Source organism: Stenotrophomonas sp. 22LJNL06-5-1, assembly GCF_056861455.1.
In genome coordinates this window covers 278,259-293,953 of the sequence record NZ_JBSPUE010000006.1, presented here as the reverse complement: position 1 = coordinate 293,953, position 15,695 = coordinate 278,259, and the positions used below count along the sequence as shown (strand labels likewise).

The 15,695-nt window shown below is 66.1% G+C and carries 13 protein-coding genes; 6 read left to right on the top strand and 7 right to left on the bottom strand.

The window, feature by feature from the left end; genetic code table 11:
• Window positions 1-24: 24 nt before the first annotated feature.
• The gene (locus tag AC13GF_RS14880; RefSeq protein ID WP_483005122.1) at window positions 25-1,413 is read right to left on the bottom strand and encodes an FAD-binding oxidoreductase; all 1,389 of its coding nucleotides are present in this window, start codon (window positions 1,411-1,413) and stop codon (window positions 25-27) included.
• Window positions 1,414-1,582: 169 nt separating this feature from the next.
• On the opposite strand from AC13GF_RS14880, the gene serA reads away from it, so the two are divergent.
• A complete protein-coding gene (gene serA, locus AC13GF_RS14875) occupies window positions 1,583-2,824 on the top strand; it encodes a phosphoglycerate dehydrogenase (protein WP_217015730.1) in 1,242 nt (413 codons plus the stop codon).
• 71 nt (window positions 2,825-2,895) lie between these two features.
• On the opposite strand, the gene AC13GF_RS14870 is transcribed toward serA, so the two are convergent.
• Window positions 2,896-3,510: an NUDIX hydrolase gene (locus AC13GF_RS14870; RefSeq protein WP_483005121.1), complete on the bottom strand. Its 615-nt coding sequence runs from the start codon at window positions 3,508-3,510 to the stop codon at window positions 2,896-2,898.
• A gap of 133 nt (window positions 3,511-3,643) precedes the next feature.
• On the opposite strand from AC13GF_RS14870, the gene AC13GF_RS14865 reads away from it, so the two are divergent.
• Together AC13GF_RS14865 and AC13GF_RS14860 are read left to right on the top strand one after the other, a co-directional pair.
• The gene (locus AC13GF_RS14865; protein ID WP_126929125.1) at window positions 3,644-5,119 is read left to right on the top strand and encodes an amino acid permease; all 1,476 of its coding nucleotides are present in this window, start codon (window positions 3,644-3,646) and stop codon (window positions 5,117-5,119) included.
• Between the two features lie 82 nt (window positions 5,120-5,201).
• On the top strand, window positions 5,202-6,629 hold the full coding sequence (locus AC13GF_RS14860; protein ID WP_032128776.1) for an amino acid permease: 1,428 nt from the start codon (window positions 5,202-5,204) through the stop codon (window positions 6,627-6,629).
• Window positions 6,630-6,689: 60 nt separating this feature from the next.
• On the opposite strand, the gene AC13GF_RS14855 is transcribed toward AC13GF_RS14860, so the two are convergent.
• The gene (locus AC13GF_RS14855; protein WP_483005120.1) at window positions 6,690-7,064 is read right to left on the bottom strand and encodes a hypothetical protein; all 375 of its coding nucleotides are present in this window, start codon (window positions 7,062-7,064) and stop codon (window positions 6,690-6,692) included.
• Window positions 7,065-7,316: 252 nt separating this feature from the next.
• Between AC13GF_RS14855 and AC13GF_RS14850 the strand changes: the two genes are divergently transcribed.
• The 3 genes from AC13GF_RS14850 to mtnC all read left to right on the top strand — a co-directional run bounded on the left by AC13GF_RS14850 (window position 7,317) and on the right by mtnC (window position 9,307).
• On the top strand, window positions 7,317-7,958 hold the full coding sequence (locus tag AC13GF_RS14850) for a methylthioribulose 1-phosphate dehydratase (RefSeq protein WP_483005119.1): 642 nt from the start codon (window positions 7,317-7,319) through the stop codon (window positions 7,956-7,958).
• A gap of 92 nt (window positions 7,959-8,050) precedes the next feature.
• Window positions 8,051-8,608 (top strand): 1,2-dihydroxy-3-keto-5-methylthiopentene dioxygenase, encoded by a 558-nt coding sequence (locus tag AC13GF_RS14845; RefSeq protein WP_483005118.1) that lies wholly within the window; start codon window positions 8,051-8,053, stop codon window positions 8,606-8,608.
• A 3-nt stretch (window positions 8,609-8,611) separates the two neighbouring features.
• Window positions 8,612-9,307 carry an acireductone synthase gene (mtnC, locus tag AC13GF_RS14840; protein ID WP_483005117.1) on the top strand — a complete coding sequence of 232 codons (696 nt, stop codon included), beginning with the start codon at window positions 8,612-8,614 and terminating at the stop codon, window positions 9,305-9,307.
• An 86-nt stretch (window positions 9,308-9,393) separates the two neighbouring features.
• Here mtnC and AC13GF_RS14835 read toward each other — a convergent pair whose 3' ends face one another.
• The 4 genes from AC13GF_RS14835 to fucP form a co-directional block, all read right to left on the bottom strand.
• Window positions 9,394-12,012, bottom strand: coding sequence for a beta-mannosidase (locus tag AC13GF_RS14835; RefSeq protein WP_483005116.1), 2,619 nt, complete (start codon window positions 12,010-12,012; stop codon window positions 9,394-9,396).
• A 91-nt stretch (window positions 12,013-12,103) separates the two neighbouring features.
• On the bottom strand, window positions 12,104-13,330 hold the full coding sequence (locus tag AC13GF_RS14830; RefSeq protein WP_483005115.1) for an AGE family epimerase/isomerase: 1,227 nt from the start codon (window positions 13,328-13,330) through the stop codon (window positions 12,104-12,106).
• A complete protein-coding gene (locus AC13GF_RS14825; RefSeq protein WP_483005114.1) occupies window positions 13,327-14,322 on the bottom strand; it encodes a carbohydrate kinase family protein in 996 nt (331 codons plus the stop codon). Before AC13GF_RS14825 ends, AC13GF_RS14830 begins: the two co-directional genes overlap by 4 nt.
• Before the next feature lie 7 nt (window positions 14,323-14,329).
• Window positions 14,330-15,586, bottom strand: a complete 1,257-nt coding sequence (gene fucP / locus AC13GF_RS14820) for an L-fucose:H+ symporter permease (RefSeq protein ID WP_483005113.1) — start codon at window positions 15,584-15,586, stop codon at window positions 14,330-14,332.
• Window positions 15,587-15,695: the final 109 nt, after the last annotated feature.

Genomic DNA, 15,695 nt, shown 5'->3' with positions numbered 1-15,695 from the left:
GGGTGCGTGAAGGATTTGCCCGGCTCAAACGTCGAACAGCTTGCCGGGATTCAGCCGCGCTTGGGGATCGAACGCATGTTTGACCGCCTTCATCAGCGCGATCTCGGCCGGGCCGCGGGTGCTGTCCAGGTAGCCCTTCTTGACCAGGCCGATGCCATGCTCGGCCGAGATGCTGCCGTCAAAGCGCGCCAGCACCTGGGCCAGCAGCTTGGTCACCTGCTCGCACTGCGCCACGAAATCGGCGTCGCTGGTGTCATCGGGCTTGAGCACGTTGATGTGCAGGTTGCCGTCGCCGATGTGGCCAAACCAGACCACGTCGAAATGCGGGTAGGCCTGCCCGATCAATGCCTGGGTCTCGGCCAGGAACGCCGGCATCGCCGAGATCCGCACCGAAACGTCGTTCTTGTAGGGCTTGTAGCGCGCCAGCGATTCGGTGATGCCTTCGCGCAGGCGCCACAACTGGGCGGCCTGGGCGTCGCTGGCACTGATCACGCCATCGCTGACCCAGCCGTTGCCCATGCAGTCCTCGAAGGCCGCCATCGCCGCCGCTTCCTGCGCTTCATCATTGGCGGCGAATTCGGTGACTACGTAGTACGGATGCACCTCATCGAACGGCGCCTGGGCACCGTGCGCCAGCACGTGCTCCAGTGCGCGGTCGGTGAAGAATTCGAAGGCCTGCAGCTGCAGGCGCGCGCGGAACGCAGCAAACACCTGCATCAGCACTTCGAAGCTGGGCAGTGCGAGCAGCATCACGTTGCTGGCCGGCGGCGGGTCGGTCAGCTTCACTGTCGCCTCGACGATCACGCCCAGCGTACCCTCCGAGCCGATCAGCAGCTGGCGGAAGTCATAGCCGCTGGAGTTCTTGATCAGGCCCTTGTTGAGCTCGAGCAACTCGCCACTGGCGGTGACCACCTTCAGCCCGGCGATCCACTCGCGGGTATTGCCGTAGCGGATCACGCGGATGCCGCCGGCATTGGTGGCGATGTTGCCGCCGATCGTGCACGACCCGCGCGCAGCGAAATCCACCGGGTAGATCAGGCCGTGGTCCAGCGCGGCGTTGTGCACGGCCTCCAGCGGCATGCCGGCCTGCACCACCAGGGTGCGATCGACCGCGTCGTAGGCCAGCGCCTTGTTCATCCGTTCCAGGCTGAGCACCAGTTCGCCGTTGGCGGCCACCGCGCCACCGGAGAGGCCGGTGCGGCCGCCGGATGGCACTACGGCCACGCCCTCGCCTGCGCTCCAACGCATCACCGCCTGCACCTCCTCGACCGTGGCCGGCAGTGCGATCGCCAGCGGCGCCGGCGTCCAGCGCCGGGTCCAGTCGCGCCCGTAATGCTCCAGGTCGGCCGGGTCGGTCTTCAGCTTCAGGCCGGGACAGGCCTGCTGCAGCGAGGCAATGCGGGAATCGGTCATGACAGTCCAGCGCGGTGCGTGAAGAACGGGCAAGCGTGCCAGCGGCACGCGCCAGCGTCCAGCCCCGCCGCGCTGCGGATAGCTACGGATGCAACCAATTGCGCACTGCACCATGGGCGCTTCGATCTGGCATAGTGGTCAGCCCCTGTCCCACTGGCCGTGTTGCCCCATGTCGCCGAAGAAGACCTCGTTCCCGAAGCAGGATATCCGCGTACTGTTGCTGGAGGGGGTCAGCCAGACCGCCGTGGAGGTGTTCAGCGCCGCCGGCTACAGCCAGATCGAGGCGCACACCAAGGCGCTGCCCGAAGACGAACTGAAGGCGCGCATCGCCGAGGCGCACATCGTCGGCATCCGCTCGCGCACCCAGCTCAGTGCCGAGGTGCTGGCCGAGGCCAAGCGCCTGATCGCGGTGGGCTGCTTCTGCATCGGCACCAACCAGGTCGACCTGGACGCGGCCGAGCTGGCCGGCATCCCGGTGTTCAACGCGCCGTACTCCAACACCCGCAGCGTGGCCGAGCTGGTCATTGCCGAAGCGATCATGCTGACCCGTGGCATTCCGCAGAAGAACGCCGAATGCCACCGTGGCGGCTGGTCGAAGTCGGCCAGCGGCAGCCATGAAGTGCGCGGCAAGACGCTGGGCATCATCGGCTATGGCCACATCGGCACCCAGGTCGGCGTGCTGGCCGAATCGCTGGGCATGCAGGTGATCTTCCACGACGTGGAAACCAAGCTGGCGCTGGGCAATGCCCGCGCCGCGGCCAGTCTGGACGACCTGCTGGCGCGTGCCGACATCGTCACCCTGCACGTGCCGGAGACCCCGTCCACGCAGTGGATGATCGGCAGCACCGAGCTGGCGAAGATGCGGAAGGGCGCGCACCTGATCAACGCCGCGCGCGGCACCGTGGTCGACATCGATGCACTGGATGCAGCCCTGGCCAGCGGCCACGTCGGCGGCGCCGCGCTGGACGTGTTCCCGGTCGAGCCGAAGGGCAACGGCGATATCTTCGAATCGCCGCTGACCCGCCACGACAACGTCATCCTGACTCCGCACGTGGGTGGCAGCACGCTGGAAGCGCAGGACAACATCGGCGTGGAAGTGGCGGCCAAGCTGGTGCGCTACAGCGACAACGGCAGCACCCTGTCGGCGGTCAACTTCCCCGAAGTGACCCTGCCCGAGCACGCCGACAGCCTGCGCCTGCTGCACATCCACCAGAACGTGCCGGGCGTGCTGTCCAAGGTCAACGAGATCTTCTCGCGACACAACGTCAACATCGACGGCCAGTTCCTGCGCACCGACCCGAAGGTGGGCTACGTGGTGATCGACATCACCGCCAGCGAGGAACAGGCCGCTGCCGTGCGCGACGAGCTGGCCGCGATTGCGGGCACGCTGCGCACGCGAATTCTGTACTGAGCAAAAAAGGGGACGGAGGGGATTAAGTCGTTTATGCATTAACGACTTAATCCCCTCCGTCCCCTTTTTCTTCAACGCGCCAACCAGCGGTGTGCCATGCGTTGCATCGATTCGTCCGATTCCGGGTCGGCCGCGACTTCGGTCACCGGCCGCCAGGCCAGGTCCAGCGATTCCTCGCTGAGCACGAAGGCTTCGCCGCCCAGCGCGCGGATCACGAAACGCACGTCGTAATGCCAGTGCCCCGGTACGTCCTTGCGGTCCGGAATCCAATGTTTGTCCAGATCGAAGATGGCCGGGTCTTCCAGCACCAGGCCGCTCAGGCCGGACTCCTCCTCGGCTTCCTTCAGCGCCACCTGGGCCAGGTCGCGGTCGCCGTCGGCGTGGCCGCCCAGCTGCAGCCAACGCTGCAGCTTGCGGTGATGGGTCAACAGCAGGCGCTGGCCATCGGCGCTGACCAGCCAGCAGCTGGCGGTGAAGTGCCCGGCCAGCCGTTCACGCCGGAACGGATCTTCCGGATCGTCCAGCAATGTGCCGAATTCGGCAGCCAGTGCGTCGTGGGCAGGCTCACGACGGGCATAGTCCCGCAGCAGGCCACGCAAGCGATCGTCAAGCACGGCAAGGGTTTCGGCAGTCTGGCTCATGAATGGGCGGCGTTTGGAAAAATACTGCTCATTATCGCCGTTCATTGTTGCGATTGCGCTTGTGCGTTGGCTTCAGCTTTGGCTAAGGTACAGCGGGCCGTTCGCGCGGCCTTCACCATTCCAGGGTTGCCGGCAACGTATCGGCGGCCCACCCAATCCGATCACTAGGAAGTACTGCATGCTGAAAGCTCTGTTGAGGGTCAAGCCGGTCCAGCCGGCCGGGCACGTCGATGCCGGCGAACCCATCGAAGGCAGCCTGGACGGCGAAGCCACGTTGAAACGGACCCTCACGGCTAAACACCTCATCCTGCTTGGCGTGGGTGCGGTGATCGGCGCTGGTATCTTCGTGCTGACCGGCCAGGCCGCAGCCAACCACGCTGGCCCGGCAGTGATGCTGTCGTTCGTCATCGCCGGTTTCGCCTGCGCCCTGGCGGGCCTGTGCTACGCCGAGTTCGCGGCGATGATGCCGGTCTCCGGCAGCGCCTACTCCTATTCCTACGCCACCCTCGGCGAAGGCATGGCCTGGTTCATCGGCTGGTGCCTGGTGCTGGAGTACCTGTTCGCCTCGGCCTCGGTCGCGGTGGGCTGGTCGGCATACCTGATCAGCTTCATCACCACCACGCTGCACATGCCGTTCCCGGATGCACTCAGCGCAGCCCCCATTGCCTGGACCGGCAGCGAGTTCATCGCCTCCGGCAAGCTGTTCAACCTGCCGGCGGTGCTGATCGTGGCGGCGGTGTCCGGCCTGCTGTACGTGGGCGTGACCCAGTCGGCTTTCGTCAACGCGATCATCGTGGCGATCAAGGTCACCGTCATCTGCCTGTTCATCGGCATCGGCGCGGCCCACATCGACCCGGCCAACTGGCAGCCGTTCATCCCGGAAAACACCGGCGTGCCGGGTGAATTCGGCTGGAGCGGCGTGTTCCGCGCGGCCACCATCGTGTTCTTCGCCTACATCGGCTTCGATGCGGTCTCCACCGCCGCCGGCGAAACCAAGGATCCGCAGCGGAACATGCCGATCGGCCTGCTCGGTTCGCTGGCCGTGTGCACCATCGTCTACATCATCGTCTGTGCGGTGCTGACCGGCATGATGCCGTACCACCTGCTGGGCACTGACAAGCCGGTGGCCACCGCGCTGGAGCCCTACCCGACCCTGTCCTGGCTGAAGACCCTGGTCGAGATCGGCGCCATCGCCGGCCTGTCCTCGGTGGTGCTGGTGATGATGATGGGCCAGACCCGCATCGCCTACACCATCTCCCGCGATGGCCTGCTGCCGAAGTTCTTCGGCAAGGTCCACGCCCGCTTCCGCACCCCGTACGTCGCCACCATCGTGGTCGGCGTGATCGCCGCCGCGCTGGCCGGCCTGGTGCCACTGAACGTGCTGGGCGAACTGGTCTCGATGGGCACCCTGCTGGCGTTCGCCACGGTCTGCATCGGCGTGCTGGTGCTGCGCTATTCCAAGCCGGACCTGCACCGCCCGTTCCGCGTGCCGATGGTGTGGATCATCTGCCCGCTGGGTGCAGCCACCTGCTTGTTCCTGTTCTGGCAGGCGTTCGTGGTGCACTGGCACCTGTTCGTCGGCTGGACGCTGCTCGGCCTGCTGATCTACCTGGGCTACGGCATCCGCAACAGCAAGCTGGCCAAGTCGCCCTGATCCGCCTACGGGCCGGCCTCGTGCCGGCCCGTCCGTTTTCCCTGCGCGCCCCTGACGGCGCGCTTCGACAAGACCACCACACATGTTCAAGCAACTGTGGGCCACCAAGCACCCGCATGCCGCCCATGAAGACGCCAACGGCCTTAGCCTGCGCCGCCACCTCGGCCCCTGGGGCCTGACCGCCCTGGGTATCGGCGCGGTGATCGGCGGCGGCATCTTCGTCATCACCGGCCAGGCCGCCGCCAACCACGCCGGCCCGGCGATCATGCTGTCCTTCGTGCTGGCCGCCATCTGCTGCGCCTTCTGCGCGCTGGCCTATGCCGAGTTCGCCTCGATGGTGCCGGTCTCCGGCAGCGCCTACACCTACACCTACGCCACCTTCGGCGAGCTCTCGGCCTGGTTCATCGGCTGGATGCTGGTGCTCGAATACGGCGTCTCCGCCTCGGCGGTCGCGGTCAGCTGGACCGGCTATTTCCTCAGCCTGCTCAGCCAGTTCGACATCCATCTACCGGCGGCGCTGGTCAGTGCCCCGCTCGACGCACAGCTGCGCCCCACCGGCGCGATCGCCAACCTGCCGGCCGCCGCACTGGTGCTGCTGCTGACCTGGCTGTGCTACGTCGGCATCAGCAAGTCCTCGGCGATGAACATGGCGATGGTCGTGCTCAAGACCGGCCTGATCGTGCTGGTCATCGTGGTCGGCTGGAAGTACGTGGACACCAGCAACTGGACCCCGTTCATCCCGGCCAACGAAGGCCCCGGCAAGTACGGCATGGAAGGCGTGCTGCGTGGCGCGGCGATGGTGTTCTTCGCCTACATCGGCTTCGAGGCGGTGTCGGTGGCGGCGCAGGAGTCGAAGAACCCGCAGCGCGACATGCCGTTCGGCATGATGCTGTCGCTGGTGATCTGCACCGTGCTGTACATCGCGATGGCCGCGGTGATGACCGGCCTGGTGCCGTTCCAGCTGCTGGGCACCGATGAGCCGGTGGTGACTGCCGTGGCCGCGCATCCGCAGCTGGGCTGGCTGCGCTGGGTGGTCGAGGTCGGCGCGCTGGTCGGCCTGTCCTCGGTGGTGCTGGTGATGATCATCGGCCAGCCGCGCATCTTCATGATCATGGGGCGCGACGGCCTGCTGCCGCCGGTATTCACCAAGATCCACCCGAAGTACCGCACCCCGCACATCAACACCGTGATCACCGGCATCGGCATCGCGCTGTTGGCGGCGCTGTTCCCGCTGGACATCCTCGGCGAGCTGACCTCGATGGGCACGCTGATCGCGTTCGCGGCCGTGTGCGCCGGCGTGCTGATCCTGCGCCGTACCCAACCGGACCTGCCGCGGCCGTTCCGCATGCCGATGGCGTGGCTGATCTGCAGCCTGGGCGTGCTGAGCTGCCTGGCACTGTTGTCGGCGATGACGATGCACAACTGGATGCTGATGGGTGTGTGGACCTTCGTCGGTTTCGTGATCTATTTCTGCTACGGGTTCAGGCACAGCCGTCTGCGGGGCAAGTAAGAGCGGCAGGGCCACAGCGGCCCTGCCCTCCCACGTCCTGGTGCGAGGCACCCGCCTCGCCTAGCGACGATTGAACCAGATGAGCTGCTGTTGCCAGCCTGCGCCGGCCATGCAGCCCCGGAACTCGCTGCCGCGGTCGGACGCATTGACGTCCACGATGTAGCTCTCCTCTTTCGGCATCGGCACCATGTTGTACTTGCCGTCGATCGTGCAGACTTCATCGAGCCTGCAGGGCACCTTGCGGTCCTCGTAGACGGTGCGCGTGGCCACTTCATTCCTCACCGGCCAGTGATCGTCGGCCCGCGCCGCGCAACTCGAGTGGGCGGGGCCGAATGGCCGTGCTCCCGCATCCATCTTCACCCATTCCATCGTGCAGCCACTGCAGGCCAGCACGACACCGATCACCCCCACCACTCCCATCGCGCGCGCGATCATCGAAATACTCCTGTCCTTGGCGCTCGCCGGAATCTCTGCGGCCACTCGATGGTGTTTCGAAGCGTGAAGGCTGTCCACGACCGGAATCGCTTCCAACGCGCTGCCGGCTTCCCCCATTCAGCCAGCGCTGTGCCTGCCTCGATCCAAATCCTGCAGGCCCTGTGACAATGCGCTGCCGCGCCTTGCACGCTCAGCGGGTCCGCCGCTGCTGCGCAGGTCCAGCGACGAGCCGAATCCAGTAAAATCACCGGCATGAACGCCCCCACCTTCCCGTACGACACCGCGCGCCTGAGCGAACTGGCCCAGCTGCTGATCGACAACGTCCGCGAACTGGCCCACGCCGGCTGGACCCCGGCCACCAGCAGCAACTTCTCCCACCGCCTGGACGACCGCCACGCTGCGATCACCGTCTCGGGCAAGGACAAGGGCCGCCTGATCGAGGACGACATCATGGTGGTGGACTTCGACGGCCAGGCCGTCGGTCGCCCGCTGCGCCCGTCCGCCGAAACCCTGCTGCATACCCAGCTGTACCGCCGCTTCCCCGAAGTGGGTTGCGTGCTGCACACCCATTCGCCGGTACAGACCATCGCCTCGCGCCTGTATGCGCCGCAGGGCCATATCCGGCTGGAAGGCTACGAGCTGCTGAAGGCCTTCGCCGGCAACAGCACCCACGAGATGGCCATCGATGTGCCGGTGTTCGCCAACACCCAGGACATGAACGTGCTGTCGGCGCAGGTTGATGCACTGCTCGACACCCAGCCCCTGTGGGGCTACCTGATCGACGGCCACGGCCTGTACGCCTGGGGCCGCGACATGGCCGAGGCCCGCCGCCACATGGAAGCGTTCGAGTTCCTGTTCCACTGCGAGCTCGAGCTGCGCAAGCTGCGCGGCTGAGCCTGCGTGCAGGTGCAGATGCCGATCCGGAATCTGCACCCCGTCCCCACCCTGCTACCCTGTCTTCCCCCCGAGACGTTCAAGCTGCCGCCATGAGCCGACTGCGCATCTACGACGACACCCGCCCCGAATCACCGCTGCTGGACACCCAGGACGGCGCGATCATCGCTGCCGAACTGCAGAAGATCGGCGTCACCTTCGAGCGCTGGCAGGCCACCGCACCGGTCGCGCCGGGCGCCAGCCAGGATGAAGTGTTTGCAGCCTACCGCGCCGACATCGATCGCCTGGTCGCCGAGCGCGGCTTCAAAAGCGTGGACGTAGCCTCGATTGCGCCGGACAACCCGAACCGCGCCGAGCTGCGCAAGAAATTCCTCGACGAGCACTTCCACAAAGAAGACGAGGTGCGCTTCTTCGTCGCCGGCTCCGGCCTGTTCACCCTGCATGTGGCCGACAAGGTCTATGAGATCGAGTGCGTGAAGGACGACCTGATCGCCGTGCCCGATGGCACCACCCACTGGTTCGACATGGGCGATGAGCCGAGCTTCGTGGCAATCCGCTTCTTCACCGAGCCGGACGGCTGGGTCGGCCATTTCACCGGCACCGACATCGCGCAGAAATTCCCCCGTTACGTACCTACCCAGGCGTCCTGATCCATGCAGCCCCGCGTCATCCTGACCGACATCGAAGGCACCACCAGCAGCATCTCGTTCGTCAAGAACGTGCTGTTCCCCTATGCCCGCAAGGCCCTGCCGGCGTACGTCGCCGAACATGGCCAGCAACCGGAGGTCCGCCGCTGGCTGGACGCGGTGGCTACCGAGATCGGCGGCGCCTGCCAGGACAGCCTGGTGGCCGAGACGCTGCAGGGCTGGATCGACCAGGACCGCAAGCACACTGCACTGAAGGCACTGCAGGGCCTGATCTGGGACGAGGGCTACCGTCGCGGCGATTACACTGCACACTTCTACCCGGAAGTGGCGCCGGTGCTGAAGGGCTGGCACGCCTCCGGCCTGCCGCTGTACGTGTACTCCTCCGGCTCGGTGCCGGCGCAGAAGCTGTTCTTCGGCTTCAGCGATGCGGGTGACCTCAGCCCGCTGGTGTCCGGCTGGTTCGATACCGAAGTGGGTGGCAAGCGCGAGGCCGACAGCTACCGCCGCATCGTGCAGGCCATTGGCGTGCCGGCCGGCGAGATCCTGTTCCTGTCCGATGTGGTGGAAGAACTGGATGCCGCTCGTGAAGCCGGCCTGCAGACCCGCCTGGTTGATCGCCTGGATGATTACCCTCTGCCGCGCACCGGCCAGCCCGCCAACGGCCACGAGCGGGTCGAGAACTTCCAGCAGATCCAGCTGTAAAGAAGAAAAAGGGGACGGAGGGGATTAAGTCGTTTGTGGCACACATGGGCCACAAACGACTTAATCCCCTCCGTCCCCTTTTTTGCTCAACGGTCGTTGAGAGTTTTTAGCTTCAACGCTTCGCGCAGCGTCGTCAGATCCACCGGACCACGCACTGCAATGTCCCGGGTTTCGCCGGGCAACAGGTCCAGCAGGTTGTCTTCGACCTGCACATCCAACGCACCGAAATCGATCCACGTCGCGCGCACGTAAGCCGCGCTTTCCAGCCGCAGACGGTAGTGGTCGCCTTCGATGGACAAGGTGGCCTTGAGCTTCTGCCGCGGCAACACCTGATCCTTGGCTTCGACGAATCCGACCACCTGGCGAGCACTCACCGCCCCGTTCTGCAGCAGCTCGAACACGGCCACCGTGCGCCTCGGATCGGCACCGGCCAGCAGCTCGGCATCGCGGAAATCACCGATCGCGGTGACACCCGCCGCCGTCAACGTCACCGTGTCCTCGCGACGACGCAGCACCTTGCCGTCCACATCCATCACCCGCAACCGCCAACGTGCATCTGCAGCAGCGCCATCATTGATCAGGCGCACCCGCGTACTGCCCTCATCACGCAATGCCGCCAGCGTGACCGGCGCGAAGAAGCGCCGCGCGGCGAAGTGCAGCGCCTTCCACCGACCGAAGTAGTCCACACTGGACCATGAAGCACCCGGCCAGACGTCGTTGAGCTGCCAGTACAACGAACCCATCGTGTACGGTCGCGAGGCGCGATGATGCAGCGCCGCCAGCGCGATGCCATCGGCCTGCATCACCTGGCTGAGGTAGACGAAGTCCTCGAAGTCCTTCGGCGTGCCGTACCCCAGCTCGATGTAGTGCAGCAGGCGGCTGTTGCCCTCGCCGGCCATGAACTTCTGGTGCGCGCGAACCACCGGGCTGTCGATGCGCTGCTCGGCGCGGGTCGCGATCTGGTCCACCGTCGCCACGGATGGCCACGCCTGCAGTCCGTATTCGGACATGAAGCGCGGGGTCTCGCGCAGGTAAGCCTGCACCGGCAGCGCCGGATTGCCCCAGACCTGCCAGTAGTGCTTGTCGCCGCGGGTGGAATCGTTCGCCTTTTCATCCAGGTCGTTGCTGGGCGAACTGGACCAGTACGGCACGCCCAACCCCTCCTCGCCGACCACCTGGCGCAGGTCGTTGCCGAACAGGTCGACATAGCCCTGCCACACCTTCGCCGCAAACGCCGGATCAGCCGCCTTCAGGTCGCGACCATGGCCCCAGTCCTTCCAGGCGGTCTCTTCTTCGTTGTTGCCACACCACAGCACGATGCTGGGGTGATGGCGCAGGCGGCGCACGTTATCGCGCGCTTCGGCTACCACGCTGGCGCGGAAGGCCGGATCGTAGCCCGGCTGCATGCCACCACCGAACATGAAGTCCTGCCAGACCAGCAGGCCCAGCTCGTCGGCGATGTCGAAGAACGCATCGTCCTCGTAATAGCCGCCGCCCCAGTTGCGCAGCATGTTCATGTTCGCGTCGCGCGCGGCGGTCAGCACCTGGCGCAGGCGCGCTGCATCGACGCGTGCGGGGAAGGCATCGAACGGAATGACGTTGGCGCCCTTGGCAAAGATCTCCACGCCGTTGATGACGAAGGCAAAGCCCTGCCCGCCCTTGCCGTCTTCCTCGCGGCGCAGTTCGACCGTGCGCAGGCCGATGCGCTGCTCGCGCACCCGCGTTGCATCGGCGCCACCGTCCAGGCGGGCCTGCACCGTGTAGCGGTCCTGTGCACCGTGGCCGACCGGCCACCAGCGCTGCGGCTTGGCCAGTTCGACCGGTAGTTCGACACTGTTCTGGCCGGGCTTCAGCAGCACCGTGCGCTGCACCTGGGCCACGCTGCGACCCTGCGGATCGCGCACATCGACATTGATCACCGCAGAACCGGCAGCGTTGCCCTGCTCCACCTGCAGCAACACCGCCAGCTTCGCCTGTTCCGCGCTCAACGCATCGGTGCGCACGGCAAGATCGGTCAGGCGGTGCGTATCCCAGGCCTGCAGGTCGACCCCACGCCACACGCCGGCGGTGACATAGCGCGGGCCCCAGTCCCAGCCGAAGTGGTAGGCCGGCTTGCGTGCGAAGTTGCCGACCATCGCGTCTTTGGGCTCGTCCCCATAGGGCGAAGGATAGTTTCCGGCGATCTTGTGCGGCATCGCCTGTACGCCCGGCAGCAGCGTGCGGATCGGTGAGCGGAACACGATCTGCAGTTCATTGTCCTTCGCACGCAGACGTCCTTCCACGCGCGCGCGCCAGGTGCGGTGCGCGTTGTCCGCGCGCAGCAGCCGCTTGCCGTTGAGGCTGACTTCGGCATAGGTATCCAGCCCATCGAAGCGCAGCTCTGCATTAGGCTTGGCCAGTGTCGCCGCATCCACGTCGAAGCGGGCGCGGTACTCCCAAGCAGCCAGGCCGATCCATTGCAGTTCGGCCTCAGGCGCACCAACGTACGGATCACGGATCAACCCATGCGCCAGCAGGTCGGTGTGCACGCTGCCCGGCACCTTCGCCGCCCGCCATTGCTGCAGGCCCGGGTGGGCTGCGCCCTCGGCATCGCCGGGCAGCATGCGGAACTCCCACTGTGCCTGCAAAGGCGCTGCAGTTGCCGGGAAGACAGAGGCCGCGATCAGCAGCAGGAGCAAACGGACAACGAGGGAAAGACGATGCACGCGAAGCTCCTGTTTTTCCGCCGGGCGTGGCCCGGCGCTACCGATTTCAGATTGCCAGGCATGGCCTGGCACTACTGCATTCGAGCGATCTTCAGCGCACGACGTTCAACACTTCGTAGCACGCACCCATGGTGTGGTAATCCACCTTGCCGGCCGGGCTCTTCTCGTCGCTGTACTTGCGGTTGTCGGCATCGAGGATGCGGAACCAGGCGCCGTACTGATGGTCGACGAAGTGCTCCCACGAGTACGCCCAGATGCGCTCGTACCACTGCCAGTAGCGGTCATCACCGGTGCGCTTGGCCATCAGTGCGGCGGTGGCCAGCGTTTCGGCCTGCACCCAGAAGTACTTGTCGTCGTCGCAGACGAAGCTGTCGCCACCGATCGGCGCGCCATCCATGCCCGGCTGCCGGCGCGATTCCGGTGCGAAGCCGTAGTACAGGCCGCCCCGGGCGTCATCCCAGCTGCGCGCCACGGCCACATCGAACAGGTGCTGCGCGGTCGGCAGCAGCCAGTCGGCCTGCACGTGGCGATCGAGGATCAGCAGCAGCTTGGCCCACTCGGTCTGATGGCCGGGCTGGAAGCCCCACGGGCGGAACAGGTGCTTGGGGTCGTCCAGGTTGTAGTCCCAGTCGATCTCCCAGTCGGAATCGTAATGTTCCCAGACCAGGCCACCGGCCTTGGCGGCCTGGCGACGGGTCATGTTGTCGGCCAGCTGCAGCGCGCGCTCGACATAGCGCTGTTCGCCACTGGCCTCGAACGCTGCCAGCATCGCCTCGCACATGTGCATGTTGGCGTTCTGGCCGCGATAGCCGGTGAAGTTCCACTGGCCATCGGCTTCGTCCTTGTACAGGCCGTGCTGTGGCTCCCAGAAGCGCGCCTCCAGCAGCTGCCAGGTCTCGTCCATCCACGCGCGGGCCTGCTCGACACCGGCCTTCAGCGCGCAGCTGTAGGCCAGCAGCACGAAGGCCACGCCGTAGCAGTGGTTCATGTCGTCCTCGACCTTGCCGTCGCGCAGGGTCCAGGCATAGCCGCCGGTGGCCGGGTTGCGGTGCACCTCGCGCAGGTAGCGCACACCGTGCTCGACCGCCTCGCGGTATTCGGCATTGCCGAACTCGCGGTAGGCCATCGCGTAGTTGAAGACGAAACGGGTGCTGCTCACCAGGTGGCGATGGCTGGCATCGTAGATGCTGCCGTCGTCACGGAAGTAGTGGAAGAAGCCGCCGTTCGGATCGATGCAGCGCGGATGGTAGAACGCCATCGTATCGGCGATGTGCGCGCGCAGGAACGCGGGCGAACGGAAATCGGGCGAGGTGCTCATGCAGTAATGTCCTGTGCCTGCAGCAGCTGCTGCACTTCATCGAGCGAGGGCATCGCGGCAAACGCGCCCTTGCGGGTAACAGCCAGCGCCCCCACGGCGGCGCCGAAGCGCAACGTGGCGGTGATCGCCTCCGGGTCCTGGCAGAACGCGGCGAAACCCGCACCCGCCCCACCCCGCTCCAGCAGGCCGACCAGCACGCCGCCGACGAAGGCATCACCGGCTGCCGTGGTATCGACCGTAGCCACGCGGAAGCTGGTGACCGTGCCGTGGTTGTCACGGGTGTACCAATGCAGTGTGGCCGCACCATCGGTGACGATCACCCAGCGTGCCTGCGCGGCCAGCAGGCGCCGCAGCACCGCCGCCTCGCCATCGGCGCCAAGCGGCGCAGCCAGGTAGTCCAGCTCCTCGCGCGACAGCTTCACCAGGTCGGCGCGCTCCAGCGCCTGCCACAGCTGGGGCGTCGGGTCCTCGTTGGCCGGCCACAGGGCGGGACGCAGATTGAGGTCCAGGCTGACCACCGCACCGGCCGCACGCGCACGATCCATGCCGGCGAAGGTCGCCTCGGCAATGGCCGGCTCGGTCAGGCTGTTGGAGCAGACGTGGAAGCACTGTGCGCTGTCGAAGCACGCGGCCTGAAAATCGCCGTCACGGAACAGCAGGTCGGCCGCCGGCGGGCGGTAGAAACTGAAACTGCGCTCGCCGCTGGCATCCAGCGCGACGAAGGCCAGCGCGGTCTTCGCCGCGTCGGTACGCACGATGTAATCCGTGCCCACGCCGTGCTCGACCAGGCTGTCGGCCAGGAAGTCACCGAACATGTCACGGCCCAGCATGCCGACGAACTGGGTCTTCGCGCCCAGCCGCGCGGCGGCCACCGCGACATTGGCCGGCGCGCCGCCGGCGTATTGCAGGAACGCGCGCGGGGTATCGGCCGAGGCCGGCGGCTGCGCTAGTAGATCGATCAAAATTTCGCCGAAGCAGACAATGGCACCCATTTCCGACTCAGCCTCCGTGCGTGCGGACAGCCGGCGGGCGCGAGCCCACCAGACCGTAGAAGATGATGTAGACGTAGCAGATCACCGGCACCACGAAGCTCAGGTGCAGGCCGATGCGGTCGGCCAGCATGCCCTGCAGCAGCGGGATGATAGCGCCGCCGACGATGGCCATGATCAGCAGGCTGGAGGCCTTGTTGGTCAGCGGGCCCAGGCGTTCGATGGCCAGCGAGAAAATGGTCGGGAACATGATGGAATTGAACAGACCGGTCGCCACGATGCCGTACAGCGCGACCTTGCCGCCCGACGCCAACGTGACGGCCAGCAGCAGCACATTGGCGACCGCGAAACCGGCCAGCAGGCCGCGCGGCGAGTACTTGGCCAGCAGCCACGCGCCCGCGAAGCGACCGACCATGGCGCAGCCCCAGTAGGCCGACACGTAGTGCGTGGCCTGCTGTTCGGTCATGCCGCCGATCTCCGGCAGTGCCAGGTAGTTCACCATCAGGCTGCCGATGGACACTTCGGCGCCGACGTAGAAGAAGATGGCCAGCACGCCGAACAGCACGTGCGGCTGCTTGAGGGCATCCAGCAGCGTGTGGTGGCCCGTGTCGGCCTGCTCGGTCGATTCAGTCAGGCTGGGCAGGCGGAACAGGTAAACGAACACCGCCAACAGCACCAGTGCGATGGCCAGCCCCACGTACGGGCCCTGCACCGACTGCGCCTCGGCAGCACGGTAGGCGATCTGCTCGGCCACCGGCATCGCGCCGATCTCATCGCCGCTCTTCACTGCGGTGCTGAGGATCAGGAAGCCACCAAACAGCGGTGCCAGCGTGGTGCCCAGCGAATTGAGCGCCTGCGCCAGGGTCAGCCGGCTCGATGCGGTCTGTTCCGGGCCCAGCAGCGCGACGTAGGGATTGGCAGCGACCTGCAGCACGGTGATGCCGCTGGCCAGCACGAACAGCGAAGCAAGGAACGCTTCATAGGTACGCAGCGCGGCCGATGGCCAGAAGCCCAGCGCGCCCACGCCTGCGATCAGCAAGCCCGCGATGATGCCCTTCTTGTAGCCCAGACGGGCGACCAGCCGACCGGCCGGCACCGACATCAGGAAGTACGCGCCGAAGAAGGTGAACTGCACCAGCATTGCGCGGGTGTAGTTCAGCTCGAACACTGCCTTCAGATGCGGGATCAGCACGTCGTTGAGGCTGGTCAGAAAGCCCCACATGAAGAAGATGGTGGTGGCGACCGCCAGAGCTGCACGGGCATTCATGACCGGTGCCTGGCTGCTGGAAGAACCCGATGGACGGGGCGTTGCGGAGATCGGCATGCGGTACGCGCCTCGATGCGCGGAAGGTCGTTGTTGCGTGGAAGGGGTGTAT

Bases quoted from the DNA above. Each gene is read 5' to 3' on its own strand.
- AC13GF_RS14865 (WP_126929125.1), top strand. From the start codon at position 3,644: ATGCTGAAAGCTCTGTTGAGGGTCAAGCCGGTCCAGCCGGCCGGGCAC.
- AC13GF_RS14860 (WP_032128776.1), top strand. From the start codon at position 5,202: ATGTTCAAGCAACTGTGGGCCACCAAGCACCCGCATGCCGCCCATGAA.
- serA (WP_217015730.1), top strand. From the start codon at position 1,583: ATGTCGCCGAAGAAGACCTCGTTCCCGAAGCAGGATATCCGCGTACTG.
- AC13GF_RS14845 (WP_483005118.1), top strand. From the start codon at position 8,051: ATGAGCCGACTGCGCATCTACGACGACACCCGCCCCGAATCACCGCTG.
- AC13GF_RS14830 (WP_483005115.1), bottom strand. From the start codon at position 13,330: ATGAGCACCTCGCCCGATTTCCGTTCGCCCGCGTTCCTGCGCGCGCAC.
- AC13GF_RS14850 (WP_483005119.1), top strand. From the start codon at position 7,317: ATGAACGCCCCCACCTTCCCGTACGACACCGCGCGCCTGAGCGAACTG.
- mtnC (WP_483005117.1), top strand. From the start codon at position 8,612: ATGCAGCCCCGCGTCATCCTGACCGACATCGAAGGCACCACCAGCAGC.
- fucP (WP_483005113.1), bottom strand. From the start codon at position 15,586: ATGAATGCCCGTGCAGCTCTGGCGGTCGCCACCACCATCTTCTTCATG.
- AC13GF_RS14880 (WP_483005122.1), bottom strand. From the start codon at position 1,413: ATGACCGATTCCCGCATTGCCTCGCTGCAGCAGGCCTGTCCCGGCCTG.
- AC13GF_RS14825 (WP_483005114.1), bottom strand. From the start codon at position 14,322: ATGGGTGCCATTGTCTGCTTCGGCGAAATTTTGATCGATCTACTAGCG.
- AC13GF_RS14855 (WP_483005120.1), bottom strand. From the start codon at position 7,064: ATGATCGCGCGCGCGATGGGAGTGGTGGGGGTGATCGGTGTCGTGCTG.
- AC13GF_RS14870 (WP_483005121.1), bottom strand. From the start codon at position 3,510: ATGAACGGCGATAATGAGCAGTATTTTTCCAAACGCCGCCCATTCATG.